This window comes from Macrococcoides bohemicum (assembly GCF_003259675.1).
Lineage (GTDB): Bacteria > Bacillota > Bacilli > Staphylococcales > Staphylococcaceae > Macrococcoides > Macrococcoides bohemicum.
In genome coordinates this window covers 17,186-34,409 of record NZ_PZJG01000007.1, presented here as the reverse complement: position 1 = coordinate 34,409, position 17,224 = coordinate 17,186, and the positions used below count along the sequence as shown (strand labels likewise).

General features: G+C 31.7%; 18 protein-coding genes and 2 pseudogenes. 17 read left to right on the top strand and 3 right to left on the bottom strand.

Features of this window, described 5'->3' with window-relative positions:
- The first annotated feature begins 146 nt into the window (after positions 1–146).
- Positions 147–1,268: an IS4 family transposase gene (locus BHX94_RS10450; RefSeq protein ID WP_111746499.1), complete on the top strand. Its 1,122-nt coding sequence runs from the start codon at positions 147–149 to the stop codon at positions 1,266–1,268.
- Between the two features lie 552 nt (positions 1,269–1,820).
- On the opposite strand, the gene BHX94_RS10445 is transcribed toward BHX94_RS10450, so the two are convergent.
- On the bottom strand, positions 1,821–2,651 hold the full coding sequence (locus BHX94_RS10445) for a GIY-YIG nuclease family protein (RefSeq protein WP_111746498.1): 831 nt from the start codon (positions 2,649–2,651) through the stop codon (positions 1,821–1,823).
- Positions 2,652–3,124: 473 nt separating this feature from the next.
- Here BHX94_RS10445 and BHX94_RS13015 point away from each other — a divergent pair, with 473 nt between their 5' ends.
- The 6 genes from BHX94_RS13015 (at position 3,125) to BHX94_RS10415 (ending at position 8,140) form a co-directional block, all read left to right on the top strand.
- A complete protein-coding gene (locus tag BHX94_RS13015) occupies positions 3,125–3,619 on the top strand; it encodes a DUF4357 domain-containing protein (protein ID WP_242446691.1) in 495 nt (164 codons plus the stop codon).
- A 17-nt stretch (positions 3,620–3,636) separates the two neighbouring features.
- Entirely contained in the window at positions 3,637–4,413 is a 777-nt protein-coding gene (locus BHX94_RS10435) for an HNH endonuclease (protein WP_242446690.1), read from the top strand.
- Between the two features lie 18 nt (positions 4,414–4,431).
- Complete coding sequence (locus BHX94_RS10430) at positions 4,432–5,628, top strand: PD-(D/E)XK nuclease family protein (protein WP_111746494.1); 1,197 nt, start codon at positions 4,432–4,434, stop codon at positions 5,626–5,628.
- Between the two features lie 162 nt (positions 5,629–5,790).
- A complete protein-coding gene (locus BHX94_RS12950) occupies positions 5,791–6,483 on the top strand; it encodes a DUF5986 family protein (protein WP_199798151.1) in 693 nt (230 codons plus the stop codon).
- Positions 6,484–6,503: 20 nt separating this feature from the next.
- Positions 6,504–7,670, top strand: a complete 1,167-nt coding sequence (locus tag BHX94_RS10420; protein WP_111746492.1) for an XRE family transcriptional regulator — start codon at positions 6,504–6,506, stop codon at positions 7,668–7,670.
- 164 nt (positions 7,671–7,834) lie between these two features.
- Positions 7,835–8,140, top strand: coding sequence for a hypothetical protein (locus tag BHX94_RS10415; RefSeq protein WP_111746490.1), 306 nt, complete (start codon positions 7,835–7,837; stop codon positions 8,138–8,140).
- A 593-nt stretch (positions 8,141–8,733) separates the two neighbouring features.
- Here the strand turns inward: BHX94_RS10415 and BHX94_RS10410 are convergent.
- Both BHX94_RS10410 and BHX94_RS10405 read right to left on the bottom strand, forming a co-directional pair.
- Positions 8,734–9,318: a hypothetical protein gene (locus tag BHX94_RS10410; RefSeq protein WP_096077694.1), complete on the bottom strand. Its 585-nt coding sequence runs from the start codon at positions 9,316–9,318 to the stop codon at positions 8,734–8,736.
- Positions 9,319–9,388: 70 nt separating this feature from the next.
- A pseudogene (locus tag BHX94_RS10405) lies at positions 9,389–9,553 on the bottom strand (helix-turn-helix domain-containing protein); the annotation flags it as partial.
- Positions 9,554–9,839: 286 nt separating this feature from the next.
- Here BHX94_RS10405 and BHX94_RS10400 point away from each other — a divergent pair.
- The 10 genes and pseudogenes from BHX94_RS10400 to BHX94_RS10365 form a co-directional block, all read left to right on the top strand.
- On the top strand, positions 9,840–12,095 hold the full coding sequence (locus BHX94_RS10400) for an ATP-binding cassette domain-containing protein (protein ID WP_111746488.1): 2,256 nt from the start codon (positions 9,840–9,842) through the stop codon (positions 12,093–12,095).
- 187 nt (positions 12,096–12,282) lie between these two features.
- Entirely contained in the window at positions 12,283–12,435 is a 153-nt protein-coding gene (locus BHX94_RS12900) for a hypothetical protein (protein ID WP_170120829.1), read from the top strand.
- 131 nt (positions 12,436–12,566) lie between these two features.
- Positions 12,567–13,085, top strand: a complete 519-nt coding sequence (locus tag BHX94_RS10395) for a type 1 glutamine amidotransferase domain-containing protein (RefSeq protein WP_111746486.1) — start codon at positions 12,567–12,569, stop codon at positions 13,083–13,085.
- Between the two features lie 74 nt (positions 13,086–13,159).
- Positions 13,160–13,462 carry a putative quinol monooxygenase gene (locus tag BHX94_RS10390; RefSeq protein ID WP_111746484.1) on the top strand — a complete coding sequence of 101 codons (303 nt, stop codon included), beginning with the start codon at positions 13,160–13,162 and terminating at the stop codon, positions 13,460–13,462.
- Positions 13,463–13,574: 112 nt separating this feature from the next.
- On the top strand, positions 13,575–13,721 hold the full coding sequence (locus BHX94_RS12895; RefSeq protein ID WP_170120828.1) for a hypothetical protein: 147 nt from the start codon (positions 13,575–13,577) through the stop codon (positions 13,719–13,721).
- A 35-nt stretch (positions 13,722–13,756) separates the two neighbouring features.
- The gene (locus BHX94_RS10385; RefSeq protein ID WP_111746483.1) at positions 13,757–14,032 is read left to right on the top strand and encodes a hypothetical protein; all 276 of its coding nucleotides are present in this window, start codon (positions 13,757–13,759) and stop codon (positions 14,030–14,032) included.
- A gap of 381 nt (positions 14,033–14,413) precedes the next feature.
- Entirely contained in the window at positions 14,414–14,596 is a 183-nt protein-coding gene (locus BHX94_RS10380) for a M23 family metallopeptidase (protein ID WP_146606921.1), read from the top strand.
- 112 nt (positions 14,597–14,708) lie between these two features.
- Positions 14,709–15,143, top strand: coding sequence for a redox-sensitive transcriptional regulator HypR (gene hypR, locus BHX94_RS10375; protein ID WP_002511808.1), 435 nt, complete (start codon positions 14,709–14,711; stop codon positions 15,141–15,143).
- Positions 15,130–16,452, top strand: coding sequence for a hypothiocyanous acid reductase MerA (gene merA, locus BHX94_RS10370; RefSeq protein ID WP_111746481.1), 1,323 nt, complete (start codon positions 15,130–15,132; stop codon positions 16,450–16,452). The genes hypR and merA overlap by 14 nt, the downstream gene beginning before the upstream one ends.
- Before the next feature lie 221 nt (positions 16,453–16,673).
- Positions 16,674–17,132, top strand: a pseudogene (locus BHX94_RS10365) (ArsB/NhaD family transporter); the annotation flags it as partial.
- Between the last annotated feature and the right edge of the window lie 92 nt (positions 17,133–17,224).

Genomic DNA, 17,224 nt, shown 5'->3' with positions numbered 1-17,224 from the left:
TTTAATATCACTAGTGTTGCATAAAAATAACGTAACCTTCGGTTATGAATTGAATTTTCTAAAATTAATTTTCTGTATAAAAAAATTCCTTTATAATGGTTGGAGGTAGTAATACTCATCCAAATCCAAAAATAAAGGAACAACCTATGGATAAGTTTACTAGAAAATCATCATTTGAACAATGGATATCTCCTATTGATTTTAAAAAAATTTCAAAGCAAGTAACAATTCTTAATTTAGATCACTACACAAAGAAGTTAAACACATTATCTTTTATTAGGCTGCTATTATTTTCACAGTTAGTTGAAAGTGAAAGTTTAAGAGCTATAAGTGATAGTGTCTTTTCAGAAGAACTACAGAAAACCATTGGTTTTACTTCAATAAGCTATTCTCAATTAAGCAGGAAGTTAGCAGAAGTACCGACTGAAATCTTTCAAAATATATTTTTGGAGTTACTCGATCAAATTCACTGTAAAAATAATTTCAGTCAAAAGAGAAAATTGACAACACCTTTGAAGATAATTGATTCCAGCACATTACCGCTAAACTTACGTAATCATCGATGGGCAAAATTTCGTAAAACAAAATCAGGTGTCAAATTACATTTGAGACTTGTTCATATGCCTGATTGTGATAGTTATCCGGATAATTTTTATATAACAAATGCTTGTGAAAATGACCAAAATCATCTAGAACTGTTTGTTAATGACAAAGAGTGTCTTTACGTCTTTGATAGAGGTTATGTTAATTATCAAAGGTTTGATGAAATGACTGATGATGGTTACTTTTTTGTATCACGTCTTCGTAAAAATGCAGTACATCGAGTGATTGAAACATTTGAAGTCAATGAAAACAGTCATATAATCTCAGAACAGATGGTTGTCGTTGGTACCACATTAAACAGAAGTGAAAACTATTTTAGAAGAATACTGGTAAAAGACTCATCAGGTAATGAATTAGTCTTAATCACAAATAGATTTGATTTATCTCCGGAGAAGATTGGTGAAATATATAAATCTCGTTGGTCGATTGAACTATTCTTCAAATGGATTAAGCAACATTTAAACGTTAAAACATTCTATGGCCATTCTGAAACAGCTGTAGCTAATCAGGTCTATATTGCGATGATAGTTTACTGCTTAAATGTAATTTCTAAATTAAGTACAAATAGTAAAAAGAATATACTCCAAATTACACGGTTAATTAAAGCTTCAATATGGAAAAGTAGCCATCTATGGATTCGAAGAATCAGTGATAACGTACCTTAACACAAAGATATTTTATCGCTATACCAATGGAAATTTTATAGTCAAAAAAAATGGATGATTACTACCTTTAATCAGGTGTTTTCAATTTTTAAATTTTCGAAGAAAAATTAGTTTCAGAAATTTCAGTCTTTATTTATGCAACACTAGTGATAATATATGAATAGCTAAAGGAACAAAATGTTAATCAAAATACCTCACTCTCTAACGATACGCTGAAAGTTATCATAAATGATAAGGTTTTTAGGATGTTATTTTACATTAGAAATCGATAATATGATTACAATTGATTTCAAAATTAATAAACAACTGCTAAAAATCTTTTACTCGAGGATAAGGAAGTAACATAGGAACAACAAAAACTAATTCTTGATGTTATTAATGATTAAGAAAGAAATTTTGTATGAACTAATTCGTAAAATTACATTTAAAAAATTAACTAGGAATAATTATATATGCTGAATAAGGGAAACCCTACCCTGCTGTGTCTAACTATGCGAATAGAGGCGAAAGACATGTCGATTTGACATGTCTTTTTAGTTGTATAGAGACATTTTAATTCGAATTATAACCAAACTGTCGACTTTGCAAAGCTTCTTTCCAGTATGATTCTCTTTGAAGCACCAACTTATCATCAACTTTACCATTATAGTTCTCAAGTATCGTATACTGAAAATTTTCTTTAACATAATCAAAGCCTTTTTCTTCAACTAGTGCTACTAACTCTTTATTACCACCATGACCATTAGCTACATAGTTAGACCATCTTGTTAGCAACATCTTACTCATACTCGTTGCTGATCCTACATATAACTTTCCATTACTTTTATCGGTGATAAGATAAACTGCTTTTTGATTTTCAAGGGCGGCTAGCCAGTCACGTTTACCACGATGAATAATCGTTGCGAGTTGCTGATATGATAGTTTGACCTTGTCATAACCAGGGAAGTCATCACCGTCATAGATTGTAGGTAATATCTGTTGAACGATTAACTCTTGATGTAAATCTTTATAAAAACGTCCCTGTGCCATGAAAGATTTCTTAAACTTGATGATAACTCGACCATAATATTTTTCGTATTGCTGCAGTTCAACACCTTCATAATTGATACCTTCTAATACATCTAGTTCTTTAGTCACTTTCTTAATCGTCGTAAGTAACCACGTATCGTATGAAAGCTTGAGTAAACATACTGCTGTCTGACCTACATTAAAGTATCTCGATTTGTTTCTCCAAAATAGCCATTGTGTATTCACTTCTTCTGGGTTTTGCTTAAATACTTCCATAGGATCAACAAAGCCATTTGATTGGTTGAACTTGATTTTCACATGATACATTTCTTCTTCTGTAAAACCAAGTAAATCATTCAGTTTTATTTGTGACATTATCCCTGCTCCTTCATAATTTAATATTTATATCATATCAAATGACTATGCATATGAGATAATATTATTGAAAAAGTACATTTATTTTAAGGAGCAAATAATTATGGTCAAACGAGGGAAGAATATCAATCTGTATTTAATAGATGGGGATGTTAATGGACGTATCAAATGTACACTTGCTAATTGGACCGGAGTAATATTCAAGGTTCCACAAACAAAAGTTGAACGTATTTCTAATCGGAAAGAGCTAAAGCAATCAGGCATATATTTTCTTTTTTGGATCAAGGGATGATAATGAAAAAGACAGTGTTTATATTGGACAAGCAAGCTTTAGATCGAATGGTGAAGGACTTTTATATCGAATCAATGAACACAAAAACGATACGACTAAAGATTACTGGACTGAAGCTGTAGCAGTAACAACGTCTAACAATTCATTTGGACCTACTGAAATAAGCTATCTAGAACACAGAATGGTTAATATAGCAAAAGAGAGTAACAGATATGAAGTTAAGAACGGTAATATACCTAACATAGGTAATGTTACGGAGGAAAAGCAATCTGAACTCGAAGATTTTTTGGATAATGCAAAAATTGTTATGGGCGCATTAGGATATAAAGTATTTGAGAAAATTATGAATGATGAAGAACGAGATGTTTTAGAGCCTGGTTTTGTATATGAAGTAAAAGGTGTGAGAGCAATGGGGCGTCGCACTTCAGAAGGTTTTGTATTATTAAAAGGAAGCCAACTATCACCTAGTATTAGTGAAGTTGGTGGTGATAAAGTCAGGATACAACGAGAAAAATATGCTGATGATATAGATATGAATAACTATGTGATAAATGACATCTTATTTAAGAGTCCTTCGGGTGCAGCTAAATTTGTTAGTGGTAATAGCGTAAATGGAAATGTTAGTTGGAAAACATCTGATGGAAGAATGCTAGGCGAAGTACTCAAATTAATATAATGGGGGAATCGGACACATTGAAGTATTGGATTATACCTTGCAATATAAAATCGTACGATGTAATTGGTGCTTTTCAAGCATTGCAATCTATTGATTGGAAGCAAAGTAGGAACCTTAAGTCAGCTGAAGTAGGGGACATGGTATTAATTTATGTATCAGCCCCATATTCATGTATTAAGTATGTATGTAAAATCAAAGCGGTTAATAAACCCAAAGTAACCATAGACGATAGAACATTTGTTATCAATGGAGAGAATTATGTCGATTATGGAAATCATATGGAGTTGGAGTTAGTTAATGAACTTGATGAGAGTTCGTTAAACCTAAAAGCATTACAAGAGAATGGCATGAAAGGTGCAGTCCAAGGACCACGTATGTTAAAAGGAGAGCTATTAGATTTTGTTTTGAGACATTTATCTTCAGATACTGAAGAATCTCTATCTGAAGAAAACTTGTTAGAGAGCGTTATTTATAAAGAGGGCAAGATAATACAGCAATATGGAACAAAATATGAACGTAATCAAAAGCTAAGAAAAAAAGCGATTGAAATACATGGTATAACATGTAGATGTTGTGGTTTTAATTATGAAGAAATCTATGGAGAGATCGGTAAGGGATTTATCGAGATTCATCATATAAAACCTATGTATAGCATAAAAGAAGAAATTATAGTTGACCCCACAACAGATTTAGTGCCATTATGCTCAAATTGTCATAAGATGGTACATAGAAAAAAGGAACAACCATTAACAATCGAAGAATTGAAGCAAACCATAAAACACAATGCTAAATAATGTTGAGGAGAAATACACATGGCATCAATTGAGCGCTATTTAGAAATGCTAAATAATATCCCAGTGGTAGATGAAAAAGTTCATTCTGAATCAATCGCAAAGATATTTGGTATCGAATCCAAAGAAAATATAATCAGTAATTGGTTAGCCTTTTTATTAGATCCTAAACGAATAAAATCTGATGTACCGTTGAAAGCTTTTTTAAGCACATTTTTAAATGATAAAGTTATTGAGGATTTAGATTATACAGACGTCGTTGTTACAAGAGAATACGTCCTGAACAATATGCGAAGAGTAGATATTGTAATACAAATTAATGAAGTAATTATTGGTATAGAAAATAAAATTTTTGCTGCCCTACATAATGATCAACTTAATGATTATCATAATAACTTATCTAATATTCAGTTTATGTTGGATTCCAATAACTCACAACATGTAGTTACAGTTCTGTTGGCACCATCATGGAGTAAGGAATTAAGCGGTAGGAAAGATTTAAAAGACATAAGTGATTTAATAGATGAAGAGAAGCATCAAACAGAAATTACTTATGAATCACTTGCTGAAGTATTTTCAGAGATTCCGCAAAAGAATATGGAGTATAGACATTATTTTATTTTAAATGAATTTGTTAAGTACATTAATGAATATATTAAGGAGGAAGCTATGGAATTAGAAGTTGAGTGGACTAACTTTAACAGTAAGTATTCAAATGATTTGAGTGATATTTATCATAAAGGGAATGAACAATTAGCGGTTTTGTCTGATAAAATTGAAAAATTTCTAAATGAAATGGGAATCGAATTATTCGGTTCAGAAATACTAAATAATAAACTGCAATATATTATTAATAAAAAAGTAACATCTAAGATGTTCTATTTTCAGTTATTTAACCACCAAATGGCAAAATACAATATTCACTATGAGATAGGATCTGATAATTATGAGTCAAAAGGTTTTATATTGCCTACAAACCTTAAACTCACGATTGACTTTGAAAACAGAACAGTAAGAAATCAATTAAATGAACATCGAAATTTTGAATTGAAACGACCTTTAGAGTTCCAGACTACTATAAATGTTTTTGACCTAGATTACTCAAGTGAAAAGTCAATCAATAACAATTTTGATGAGATTAGAAATAAATTATTAGAATGGCATAGAAATAATTACAAGTTATTATTAATGGATCTAGAGAAATGTTTAATAGATTGATTATCATTTAAAGTTATATTTACACAATTTAAATAATTTTAATCACATTTTACACAATACACTTAGTTGACTTTTTTAATATAAAATACAAAATAATATTATTTATTTTAAAAATATTCTAAATGTGATATGATGATAATAATAAAACCGAGGGGGAAGAATATGATTGATACAAATTCAAGGTTATTGAAACATTTAGTGAACACTTGTGTTAATAATGATGAAGAAGCATTAAGAGAATATGAAGAAAGTATTGGTAAGAAAAACGAATTAAACGTTAGTAATTCTAGAGGCATTGCTAAATGGGATATTATTTACAATAAATTTATAAATGACAGCACAAGAGTTGGTTTTAAATCTATACCGATTTATAGAGGTGCATTTTGGACAGCAGTCGGTGCATACGTTGAGGATACCAAAGAGTTATTTTTAGTGTTTAGAAAGCCTAATTTCAAAAATATTATGAAACATCCATGGCAAGGACATTATGCTACAGTTGCAAATGTCGCTAATGGTTATAAGAAACCTAAGCAGGGAGAGTTATTTCAAGAATTTGAAATTGAAAATGATCTTAAAGTACAGTATGATACATTGGCTGAAGAGCTTTTCGAGAAAATGGAAATTATACCTGAGAAGGTAATCTTATGCTCGTTTACTTCTAGTGAATTCATTGCCCATTTATACAATGATGATCAACAGCTTGTTGATGATGAAAATTTATCTCATTTAATAGAACCACAATATAATGATTTATCTAATGAGCAAGAAAATGTTGAACCTCCTCGTAAAGAAACAGATGTTAATATCACTAGGAAAAAACAGCAAAAACAAAGGATTTTTGGTTTGAAGAAATAATATGTATAGGGTGAAGAAGAATGAATTCATCTTTTAATGGTAAGAGATTAAAAGAAGCAAGATTATATAACAAAATGTCGATCACTGAACTTGCTGAGCAACTAAACATTTCTAAACAAATGATTTCGAAATATGAAAATGGAATGGCAGATCCAACCGCCGAAAAATCATTAAAACTGAATGGTATTTTGGGGTTTCCTAGAGAGTTCTTTTATTGTGAAGAAAATTTTGATTTTGAAAGTAAAGGAACTTTCTTTCGTTCAAGATTAACAGCAACTAAGAAGTCCAAAATACCAGCTGAGTATTTACTTAAGTATTCAATCATTGTTAGAGATTTCTTAGATCAATATGTAGAGTTTCCAAAATTAATTAATTATGAAGACTTAGCTCCTATAAGTAATGATATTAATTATGAGAAAATTACCATGCAATTAAGAAATGATATGGGAATCGATGATGATCCAATTGAAGATATGCTAGAAGTAGTAGAACTAATGGGAATAATTGCTGTTAAATTTGGTTATGATGAAGACAAGGTAGATGCATTTAGTGCGACAACAGTTCTTAATGGTAAAAGTTATTTTAGTATTGTTACAGGGAATCCTCGTTCATTTTTTAGACAACAGTTCAGCATAGCACATGAGTTAGGGCATTGGATTCTACACAATGATTATGTTCCGGAAGAGCTGTCTAAAGAAGAATACAAAGAGATGGAAAAAGAAGCAAACTCATTTGCATCTGCATTTTTATTGCCTAAAGAAAAATTTAGTAAGGATTTAAAAAATATTGTTATTAATATAGATAACTTATTAACTCTTAAAAAAAAGTGGAATGTGTCATTAGCAGCTATGATTGAAAGGGGTCATCAGCTTGGCATAATTAGTATTCAAGAAAAGACCAAATTGTATAGATATATGAGCTATCATAATTTGAGAAATCCTGAACCTCTTGATAGAGACACACCATGTTCTGAACCACTTGCATTATCACAAGCAATCGAATTATTAATTGATGAGAAGGTAATGGAAGGTTCAGAAATAAAAAGAAGAATTATGGAAGATTATAATCTATATATTCCACAAAGTATGTTAGCTGAAGTGTGCAATGTATCGGAAAGTATTTTTAACCATAAAAATAAACTTGAGCTAAATTTAAGAATGAAATCATTCAGTAAAATGAATGAATAAAATTAGCGATTAATCAATTAAGTTGCTACTTTATATTTAATGTTTTTTGAAGCATTATTCATTAAAGATATTATCAGATAGAAACTTTATTGAATAGAGAAGTATATAAAGACAATTGTATAATAAAATATTATTTGATAATTTTTAAAAATGGAGGGATTTATATGTGGATTAGAAATAAATACACTGGACCAGGTGGAGGGTTATATACCGGACCAGGTGGAGGAATGTATACTGGCCCAGGTGGAGGAATGTACACTGGCCCAGGTGGTGGATTATACACTGGCCCAGGTGGTGGATTATATACTGGCCCAGGTGGCGGATTATACACCGGCCCAGGTGGCGGATTATATACTGGCTCAGATTCTCAACCGTATATGAGTAACATACCACCATGGCCAGTTTATGTAAAAGAACTAGAAAGAAGAGGATACAAAGAAGAGGCTGAATTAATTAAGAAATATATTTAATTAATATAAAGCTCTTTTAACTTTTACACTATTAAAAAATATGAATTAACTTTCCTAGTTATTTATAAGTATGTTATGTACAATTTCTTGAAGAGCTTTGTACAATTGCTACCTAAAAAAGTGTGAAGTTTATTGATTAATGTTACTATGCACGCATGACTAGATTATTTATTTGATATGAGCTTAGTAGGCGATGCCATGATGAAAGCATTGAATCCTACAAGGGTAAATTATGAGACACTAGACAATAAAGATTATTTCCTTCATGCATATTTAATCCCAAGATATGAATAAAGAGATGTATCTGTTAGGTATATACCAGTGGGCATATGATGCATCTAATTGGTCGAATGAATAAACGACTTATGATCCTGATAAACATGATAAAATTAGAAGTTAGATAAAGAACGAACTTGAACAGTTGCATAACATATAAACCAAAGTCGATATCATCATTTTGATATCGACTTTAATTATTATAACCGCACTCTTCGGAGATACATTGAAAGTTATCATAAATGATGCGATTTTTTTCTAGGAAATACCGCAGTCTTGAGAGATACACTCAGGTTTACCATAAATAAACTTTATTATCATGAATCAAAGTTTTTTTCAATGTCATTAAGAATTTCATTTAAAAATAAAAATACTTGATTATAATCTTCAATTAATCTTTTTAAGATATAAATAAATGGTACTCTCATATTTAGTTCGAAGTTTGTCAACGAAGTAATGTTTTGTGAACTTCTATGAGTCATAGAGTCTCTCATATCTTTTAAATAAGAATGGTTACCATTCCACTTTCCATTTATATTGGAAACATCATTATCTTCCGTTAAATAATCAAATACTTTTTTGGCAAAAGGTCTAGCACTTTTCCCCTGAGCTCTATTATTAAAAAAGGATTTATAATAAATTTTGTCATATGCAATATATTCTTCCCAATAAATGTTGCATATTTGTGCAAGTAAGTCCCATAGAATACTAGTTATAAACAATATATTTTCCATATAATAAATAACTTTAACCTCATCTTTAACAGCTACTTCCATTGGATTAAACGTAGAATATATGTTTTTCAAATTATATTCCAAGATTTTTTCAAAAGAGAATTTAATTTTTCTATCTAAATCTTTTATATTTTTTCGTTTGTCAAAATAAGCTAGACAATTTCTCATCTTCGATGAAACTCATAAATACTTCCAATGGTGTCCTATAACCAAGAGATTTTCTTTTCTTATCGTTCTAATAGAATTCCAGTACAGATATACCTGCTTTGAGTGCATTAATTACATTATAGACGGTCTGTCTTGAACGCTTAATTCTCCGGCAGATCTCACTGACCGAAATTTTCTGGTGGTAATATAATTCTATGAACGCAAGTTCATCCGTGGTAAGATGTGTATAGGCCATTTGTGCTAACTCCTTAATGTTTTCTTTGGTCGGAAATACATATTGAGTTTAGCACAGAAGGCTTTTTTAGTTGTCTAGCTTAATTTTACAATCTGCGTACATTTAAATTTTTTAAAGCACACTGTAGGTGGCTAACTTGATTATAGAATTTCCCTAAATTTTTTAATAAAATATAATCGGAAATTCAGCTAAAAATTTGGAACTTTAAAATTGATAATTATAAACTTATTTCTCGTTAGAAAGGTAAAAAATATAAATATATTTAATTATGGAGAGGAAGTTTGGGATGAAAAATATCATCATCAAAGGTGCACGACAAAATAATTTAAAAAATGTTTCGTTAAGTCTTCCAAAGCATCAATTGACCGTTTTTACAGGAAAATCAGGATCTGGAAAATCTTCATTAGTATTTAGTACGATTGCAGCTGAATCTGAGCGTCTACTCAATGAAACTTATTCTACATATATACAGAATCAATTGACTCATTATGAGAAACCTGATGTAGATTCTATTCAAAATCTTCCTGTTTCAATGGTCATTAGTCAGAAAAGACTTGGTGGTAACTCGCGCTCTACAGTAGGTACAATTTCCGACATTTATTCTGCTGTTCGTCTACTATGGTCTCGTATTGGTCAACCATTTGTCGGATATTCAAATGAATTTTCATTCAATAATTCGTCAGGAATGTGTGAGAGATGCCAAGGCTTAGGATATGTCGAGGAAATTGATATCGATGAATTGCTGGATTATGACAAATCTTTAAACGAACATGGAATTAATTTTCCTACATTCGGACCAGATCACTGGCGTGGTAAAAGCTATACGCATTCGGGTCTATTTGATAATGATAAGAAGCTGAAAGATTATTCGAAGGAAGAGATGCATCAATTACTTTATTTAGAGCCGACCAAACTGACCAATCCTCCTGAAGAATGGCCCCGTACTGCAAAATATGAAGGGGTCGTCTATCGATTCAGGCGACTGTTTATTATTAATGATGGCTATGAAAAGAGCAGGTGGCCGGATGAATATGAGCGTGTTGTAACGACAATGGTTTGTCCTGACTGTCACGGAAAACGTTTAAATCAACGTATTTTAAGTTGCAAAATTAACGGTGCAGATATTGCTGATTTTACAAATCAAAGTATCGTAGAAAATATCCTGTTTTTAGACCACCTTACTGATAAAACAGCTGCATATATTGTAAAGCCGCTTAAACAGCAACTTCAATCTCTAGTTGATATTGGACTTGGTTATTTGACACTTGGTCGAGAAACACCTACATTATCAGGTGGTGAATCTCAGCGTATTAAGCTTATTCGTCATCTAAGTAGCCCACTGACCGATCTCGTATACATTATCGATGAACCGAGTGTTGGACTGCATCCTGAAGATATTGAAAATATCAATCGCATAATTATGTCTATTCGGGATAAAGGAAATACAGTTATTGTGGTTGAACACGATCCTGATATTATTAAGATTGCAGATCACATTGTTGACGTAGGACCAGGGGCCGGTAAAAATGGGGGTAGAATTACATTTGAAGGAACATACGATCAACTTCTCGACTCCCACACTGCGACTGGACAAGAACTCAAAGAAAAACATCAACTAAAAGTTCCAAGGTCATCTCAAGAAATGATTCATATCGGTCCAGTTACAAAAAATAACGTCAAAAATGTTGAAGTGTATCTCCCTAAAAATGCTATTTCTGTTATTACAGGGGTTGCTGGTTCTGGTAAGAGTACGCTCATAAAGACTGGGTTTAAACAGATTAAAAACGTTATATTCATCGATCAAAAAGCTATTAATGCTTCAAATCGTTCAAATATATTAACTTATACCAATACATTTGATGAATTACGAGCATTTTTCAGTAAGGAGACAGGGCTAAAGAAAAGTATGTTCAGCTATAATTCTAAAGGTGCTTGTCCAAACTGTAAAGGAAAAGGAATTCTTAAAACAGAACTTGCGTTTATGCCCGATTTTTCACAAGTTTGTGAAGTATGTCATGGAACACGTTATAGACAGGAAGTACTGGATGCTAAAGTAGATGGTTACTCTATTGCAGATGTCTTACAATTAACGGTCGAAGAAGGAATAAATTATTTCAATACACATCATAAAATTCTGGAGATATTAAAATCCCTCGCTGCCACTGGTCTAGGCTATATGACACTTGGACAATCATTGGACACACTTTCAGGTGGAGAAATTCAACGTGTAAAGCTCAGTGCGTATTTAATCAATCAAGTGACTGACCACATCTTTATTTTTGATGAACCAACAACAGGGTTACATGAAAGGGATATCCATGTGCTGATAGAATTATTTAATCAATTAGTGGATGAAGGTAATACCGTCGTTCTAATCGAGCATAACTTGTCAATGATGACAGAAGCAGACTGGTTAATTGATATGGGACCAGCTGCTGGTCAACAAGGAGGAAGATTATTATACAGTGGTTACCCAGAAGGTGTCCTTAGCATACAAGATAGCGTAACTGGGAAACATTTATCTAATTACATTCAAAAATAAGGGGAGTGTATTTAGTAGTGAAAAAAGTAAGATATTTTTAGTGATGGTAAAGTAAAAGCAAGTATATGTAATAAGAAGATATACTAAGCTGATACTTCGTTTGGGCAATATGGGCCCCTATCCTTAATAAAGATAGTGAATTAATAGGTATTCACATAGCTGATAAATCTTTTTTTCTTCTTTTGTTGTGGCAGATAGTGATTTAAAAAATGAAGTATTTGATTCTACTGAAATTATCACACATACTTTTCCTTTAGAAAAAGCCGATGAGGCTTATAAAGTATTTGATGAAAAACGAGAAATATTAAAGTCGTATTTAAACCGGAGTAATTATTCATAAAATTAAACGTTTAAGTAGTTTGATATAATTGAGCAATATATTTTTAATGTGTATATATTAAAAGTAAAATAGAATTATAGTTCTCACATATTGATTACGAACTCACTATTGAATTAGGAGGAATTTATATTATGACTAAGAAAATCGCAGTAGTATTAGATAATTTATTTGAAGATATAGAATTTACGAGCCCGGCTGAGGCTTTTGAAAAAGAAGGACATGAAATTACTGTTATTGGTAAAGAAGCTGGTAGTACAGTAAAAGGTAAACAAGGGAATACTGAAGTAACGATTGATAAAGCAATCGATGACGTTAAACCTGATGACTTCGATGCATTATTCATTCCAGGCGGATTCTCACCAGATATGTTACGTGGTGATGAGCAAGGACGATTCGGTGAATTTACAAAAGGATTTGTTTCTAATGAAAAACCTGTATTTGCAATCTGTCACGGACCACAGTTATTAATCGATACAGATTTATTAAAAGGTAAAAAACTAACGGGTTACTTATCTGTACGTAAAGATTTAGAGAATGCAGGTGCAACAGTAGTAGACGAATCAGTTGTTGTAGATAGTAGTATCGTAACATCACGTACACCTGACGACTTAGAAGATTTTAATCGTGAATCATTAGCATTATTGAAATAGAATATACACAAACACCTAGCATACTATAGACTTTATCATGGATGAAATTTCTAATTTGAGGAGGAGGTAGAAAAATGGTTAATGTAGCGCTATTGGTTCGACTTGAAGCAAAACCTGGAAAAGAAGAGGAAGTTGAAAGCTTCCTACGTGGGGCCCTACCTGTAGTTCAGGAGGAGTCAGAAACGATCGCATGGTTTGCGATCCGACTTGGACCTACGACATACGGCATCTTTGACGCATTCCCGGACGACACAGGTCGTCAAGCACACCTTTCTGGTCAAGTGGCTGCGGCATTGATGGAGAAAGCTCCTGAACTTTTCGCAGAGCCACCAGTGATTGAAAATATTGACGTCCTTGCTTCCAAGCTTCCTAAATAAAGTCATATTATCGCTGCCATCGTATCTGTCCAGAGACAGTGGATGGCAGTTTTTTGATTATTAGTTTTGGCGTGAGCTATATAAAGTGGAACACCTATAGTGAGGGGAAGCGATGGAGTTGAATAATGAATGGGCGCTCTTCAATAGTAAGCATTCAGCAGAATTGACTGAAATTGTGAAGAATGGAGAACAACAGTTAGACATTTTAGCAGACAAAATTGAAAAGATAAAGTTGGAAAAAAGATTTTTCCAGCTATAGAAGAAGAAGAGACTAGCTTTCATGTATATAGAAAAGTGACGGCAAAAGCATTTTATTTTCAGCTTTTCCATATCAGCTGGGGAAAATATAAAATTCATTATGAAATCGGTGCAGGCGATTATGAATCAAAAGGGTTTATACTGCCCACAAAACTCCACGTTTTGATTGATGTAGAAGATAAAGAAACAAGAACAATAATGAACAGCAAGCCTAATGTATTTAAAGATTTTAACCATATACAAACCCATAATATTATAAAAGAATTTGTTATTGATTATTCAAGTCAGGAAGCTTTTAAAGCTATATTTTAAGATATAGAGAATGAGTTAGATAACTGGCATAAAGTAATAAAAATGCACTGTTAAATGTTATACCTAGTATAAAAGTGTAAGGCTCATGATTGATGAAATTACAATTCTTCATATTTGAATAATGATAAAGCAAGAACATTTAAGCAGTGGCATAAGAATACGATATCAACGTTTTGTTGATATCGTTTTTTTTTAGCAATATCACTGGTTAGGGCAATCGTATCACAAGTAATGAGGTTTATGGAGCATTTTGGAATCTCAGGATTAACCGATACGCTGAGTCGTATCATAAGTGATGCGATTTTTTTATAGAATTACTGCAAGTTTAACCGAGTAATAATCAGTACCGCAGAAAATATATGTTAATAGAATCATTTTTATATTTTTAATGTGAGAAAAATTCAAATATTATATAATTTAAATATGAAAGCAGGCCAACAAATAGGACAATCAGGTAATACTGGTAATTCAACGGCACCACACTTACATTTCCAACGTATGCAAGGTGGCGTAGGTAATCAATATTCAGTTAATCCAGATTCTTATATTAACAACAATCAATAATTTTTATAATAAAAATCACGTCATTATAGGTGTGATTTTTTTATTTGAACTTAAGAAGTAGATATGTTTAAATGTAATTATTATAGTTACATTTAAAAAAGGAGATGATTCATTGAATTTAGAATTTAATATCGCAGTTCACGTATTAACTTTCTTAAGTAAACATTCATCTGAAAGATTTAGTAGTGTCGAATTGTCATCAAAAGTTTGTGTTAATCCTGTGCAATTAAGAAGGGTTATGAGCAAACTATTAGAAGAAGGTTACATTACTACACAAAAGGGCAAATATGGAGGGTATCGTATAAATGGTAATGTGTTAGATACGCCATTATCCAATTTATTTAAATTATTCGCTTCTAGTCAATCGTTTGGCAGAATTTATACAGGTACAAAAGAAAGTGACTGTAAAATCTCAAATGAAATGAGTCGAGTAATGTCAAACTACCATCGAAAAGAATTTGAAATAATAGAAAAATATTATCAAAATATTTCTATTGGTGACATATTAAACGATATATTAATGGAGGGTTACAATGAAAAAGTATGATTTATTAATTTTAGGGTTTGGTAAAGGTGGAAAAACACTAGCAAAAACAGCTTCAGCTCAAGGGAAGCAAGTAGCAGTTGTTGAACAATCCAAAAAAATGTATGGTGGTACATGTATCAATATCGGCTGTATTCCATCTAAAACATTAGTGCACGAAGGATTAGAAAGTGGATCGTTCAATCAAGCATTTGAGCGAAAAGAAGAAGTTGTAGTGGCTCTTAATAAAAAGAATTATCATAACTTAACAGACGATGAAAATATAACAGTATTAGATTTTAAAGCTAGGTTTAAATCCAATACGGAAGTAGACTTGTTAGATGAACAAGGCAAAGTTGTAGATACTTTAACAGCAGATGACATTGTGATAAATACTGGTGCAACACCTGTTATTCCTGATATCAAAGGCATTAATGAATCTAAACATTTATATGATTCTACAGGAATAATGAATTTAAAAGAGCAACCTAAACGGTTAGTTATTGTTGGCGGAGGATACATTTCCTTAGAATTCGCATCTATGTTTTCGAACTTTGGTACAGAAGTGACTGTATTAGAAGTGAATGACAATTTAATGGCAAGAGAAGATGAAGAAATCGTTTCACATGTGATTAAAGATTTAGAAGATAAAGGTGTAAAATTCGAGTTAGGCGCTCAAACTTCAGAATTTGAAGATAAAGATGGATATACAATCGCTAAAACGAATAAAGGTGATTTTGAAGCAGAAGCGGTATTACTCGCAATTGGTAGAAAGCCAAATACTGACTTAAATTTAGAAAATACTGATATTAAACTAGGTGAACGTGGCGAAATAGAAGTCAATAATCAGTTGGAAACAGCTGTACAACATATCTATGCAATAGGTGATGTAAAAGGTGGCATGCAATTCACTTACATTTCTTTAGATGACTTTAGAATTGTTAAAGACAAATTATTCGGTTCAGGTGCACGCACAACAGAAAATAGAGGTGCAGTACCTTATACGGTATTTATAGATCCTCCATTATCTCGTGTAGGATTGACTGCTAAAGAAGCAAAAGAACAAGGGTATGAAATTAAAGAAGGTAAACTACCAGTAAATAATATACCTCGTCACAAAATTAATAATGACCCTAGAGGTCTGTTTAAAGTTGTGATAGACGCAACAACAAATAAAATACTTGGCGCTACCTTATATGGTTTACAATCCGAGGAGATTATTAATATAATAAAAGTAGCAATTGACCAAAATATTGACTATACAATTTTACGTGACAATATATATACACATCCTACTATGATAGAATCATTTAATGATTTATTTAATATTTAATTATATAAAAATGTAACAAAGGCACATCACATATTGAAGAATTGTTCAATAATGTGGATGTGCCTTTTTTTATTGAAACGACATTAACTACTCGTCATCACAATTTTAATACTTGTAATTACGATACAGTCAAACACCTATATATACATATATCTATATAGGTGTTAATCTATTAACCAACGCTGTGTATGTAATAATATGAAATCAGGTGAATGTTGATGATGACAACTTTAGCAGTTGTAATTTTTTTTAACTTTAATCTTTGTGATATGGCAACCTAAAGGTTTAGATATTGGTATCACGGCTTTAATTGGTGCGGTCATTTCTATTGATACAGGTGTTGTTAGCTTTTCTGATGTACTAGAGGTAACAGGATCGTTTGGAACGCCACATTCACATTTGTAGCTGTTATTCTTATTTCATTAATATTAGACGAGATTGGATTTTTTGAATGATCTACAATACATATGGTCAAAGCTTCAAACGGTAACGGCTTAAAAATGTTTATATATATCATGCTATTAGGATCAATAATAGCTGCATTTTTCGCAAATGATGGTGCAGCTTTAATCTTAACGCCAATTGTATTAGCGATGGTAAGGAATCTAGGATTTAATAAAAATGTGATTTCCCCTTTTATTATTGCCAGTGGATTTATTGCTGATACTACATCACTTCCATAACTGATAAGCAGAAGGTTATCATAAGTGATTTAATTTTTTCTTAACATTAAAACGCCTCCCTATAATTATAGAGAGCGTTTTATTATTGT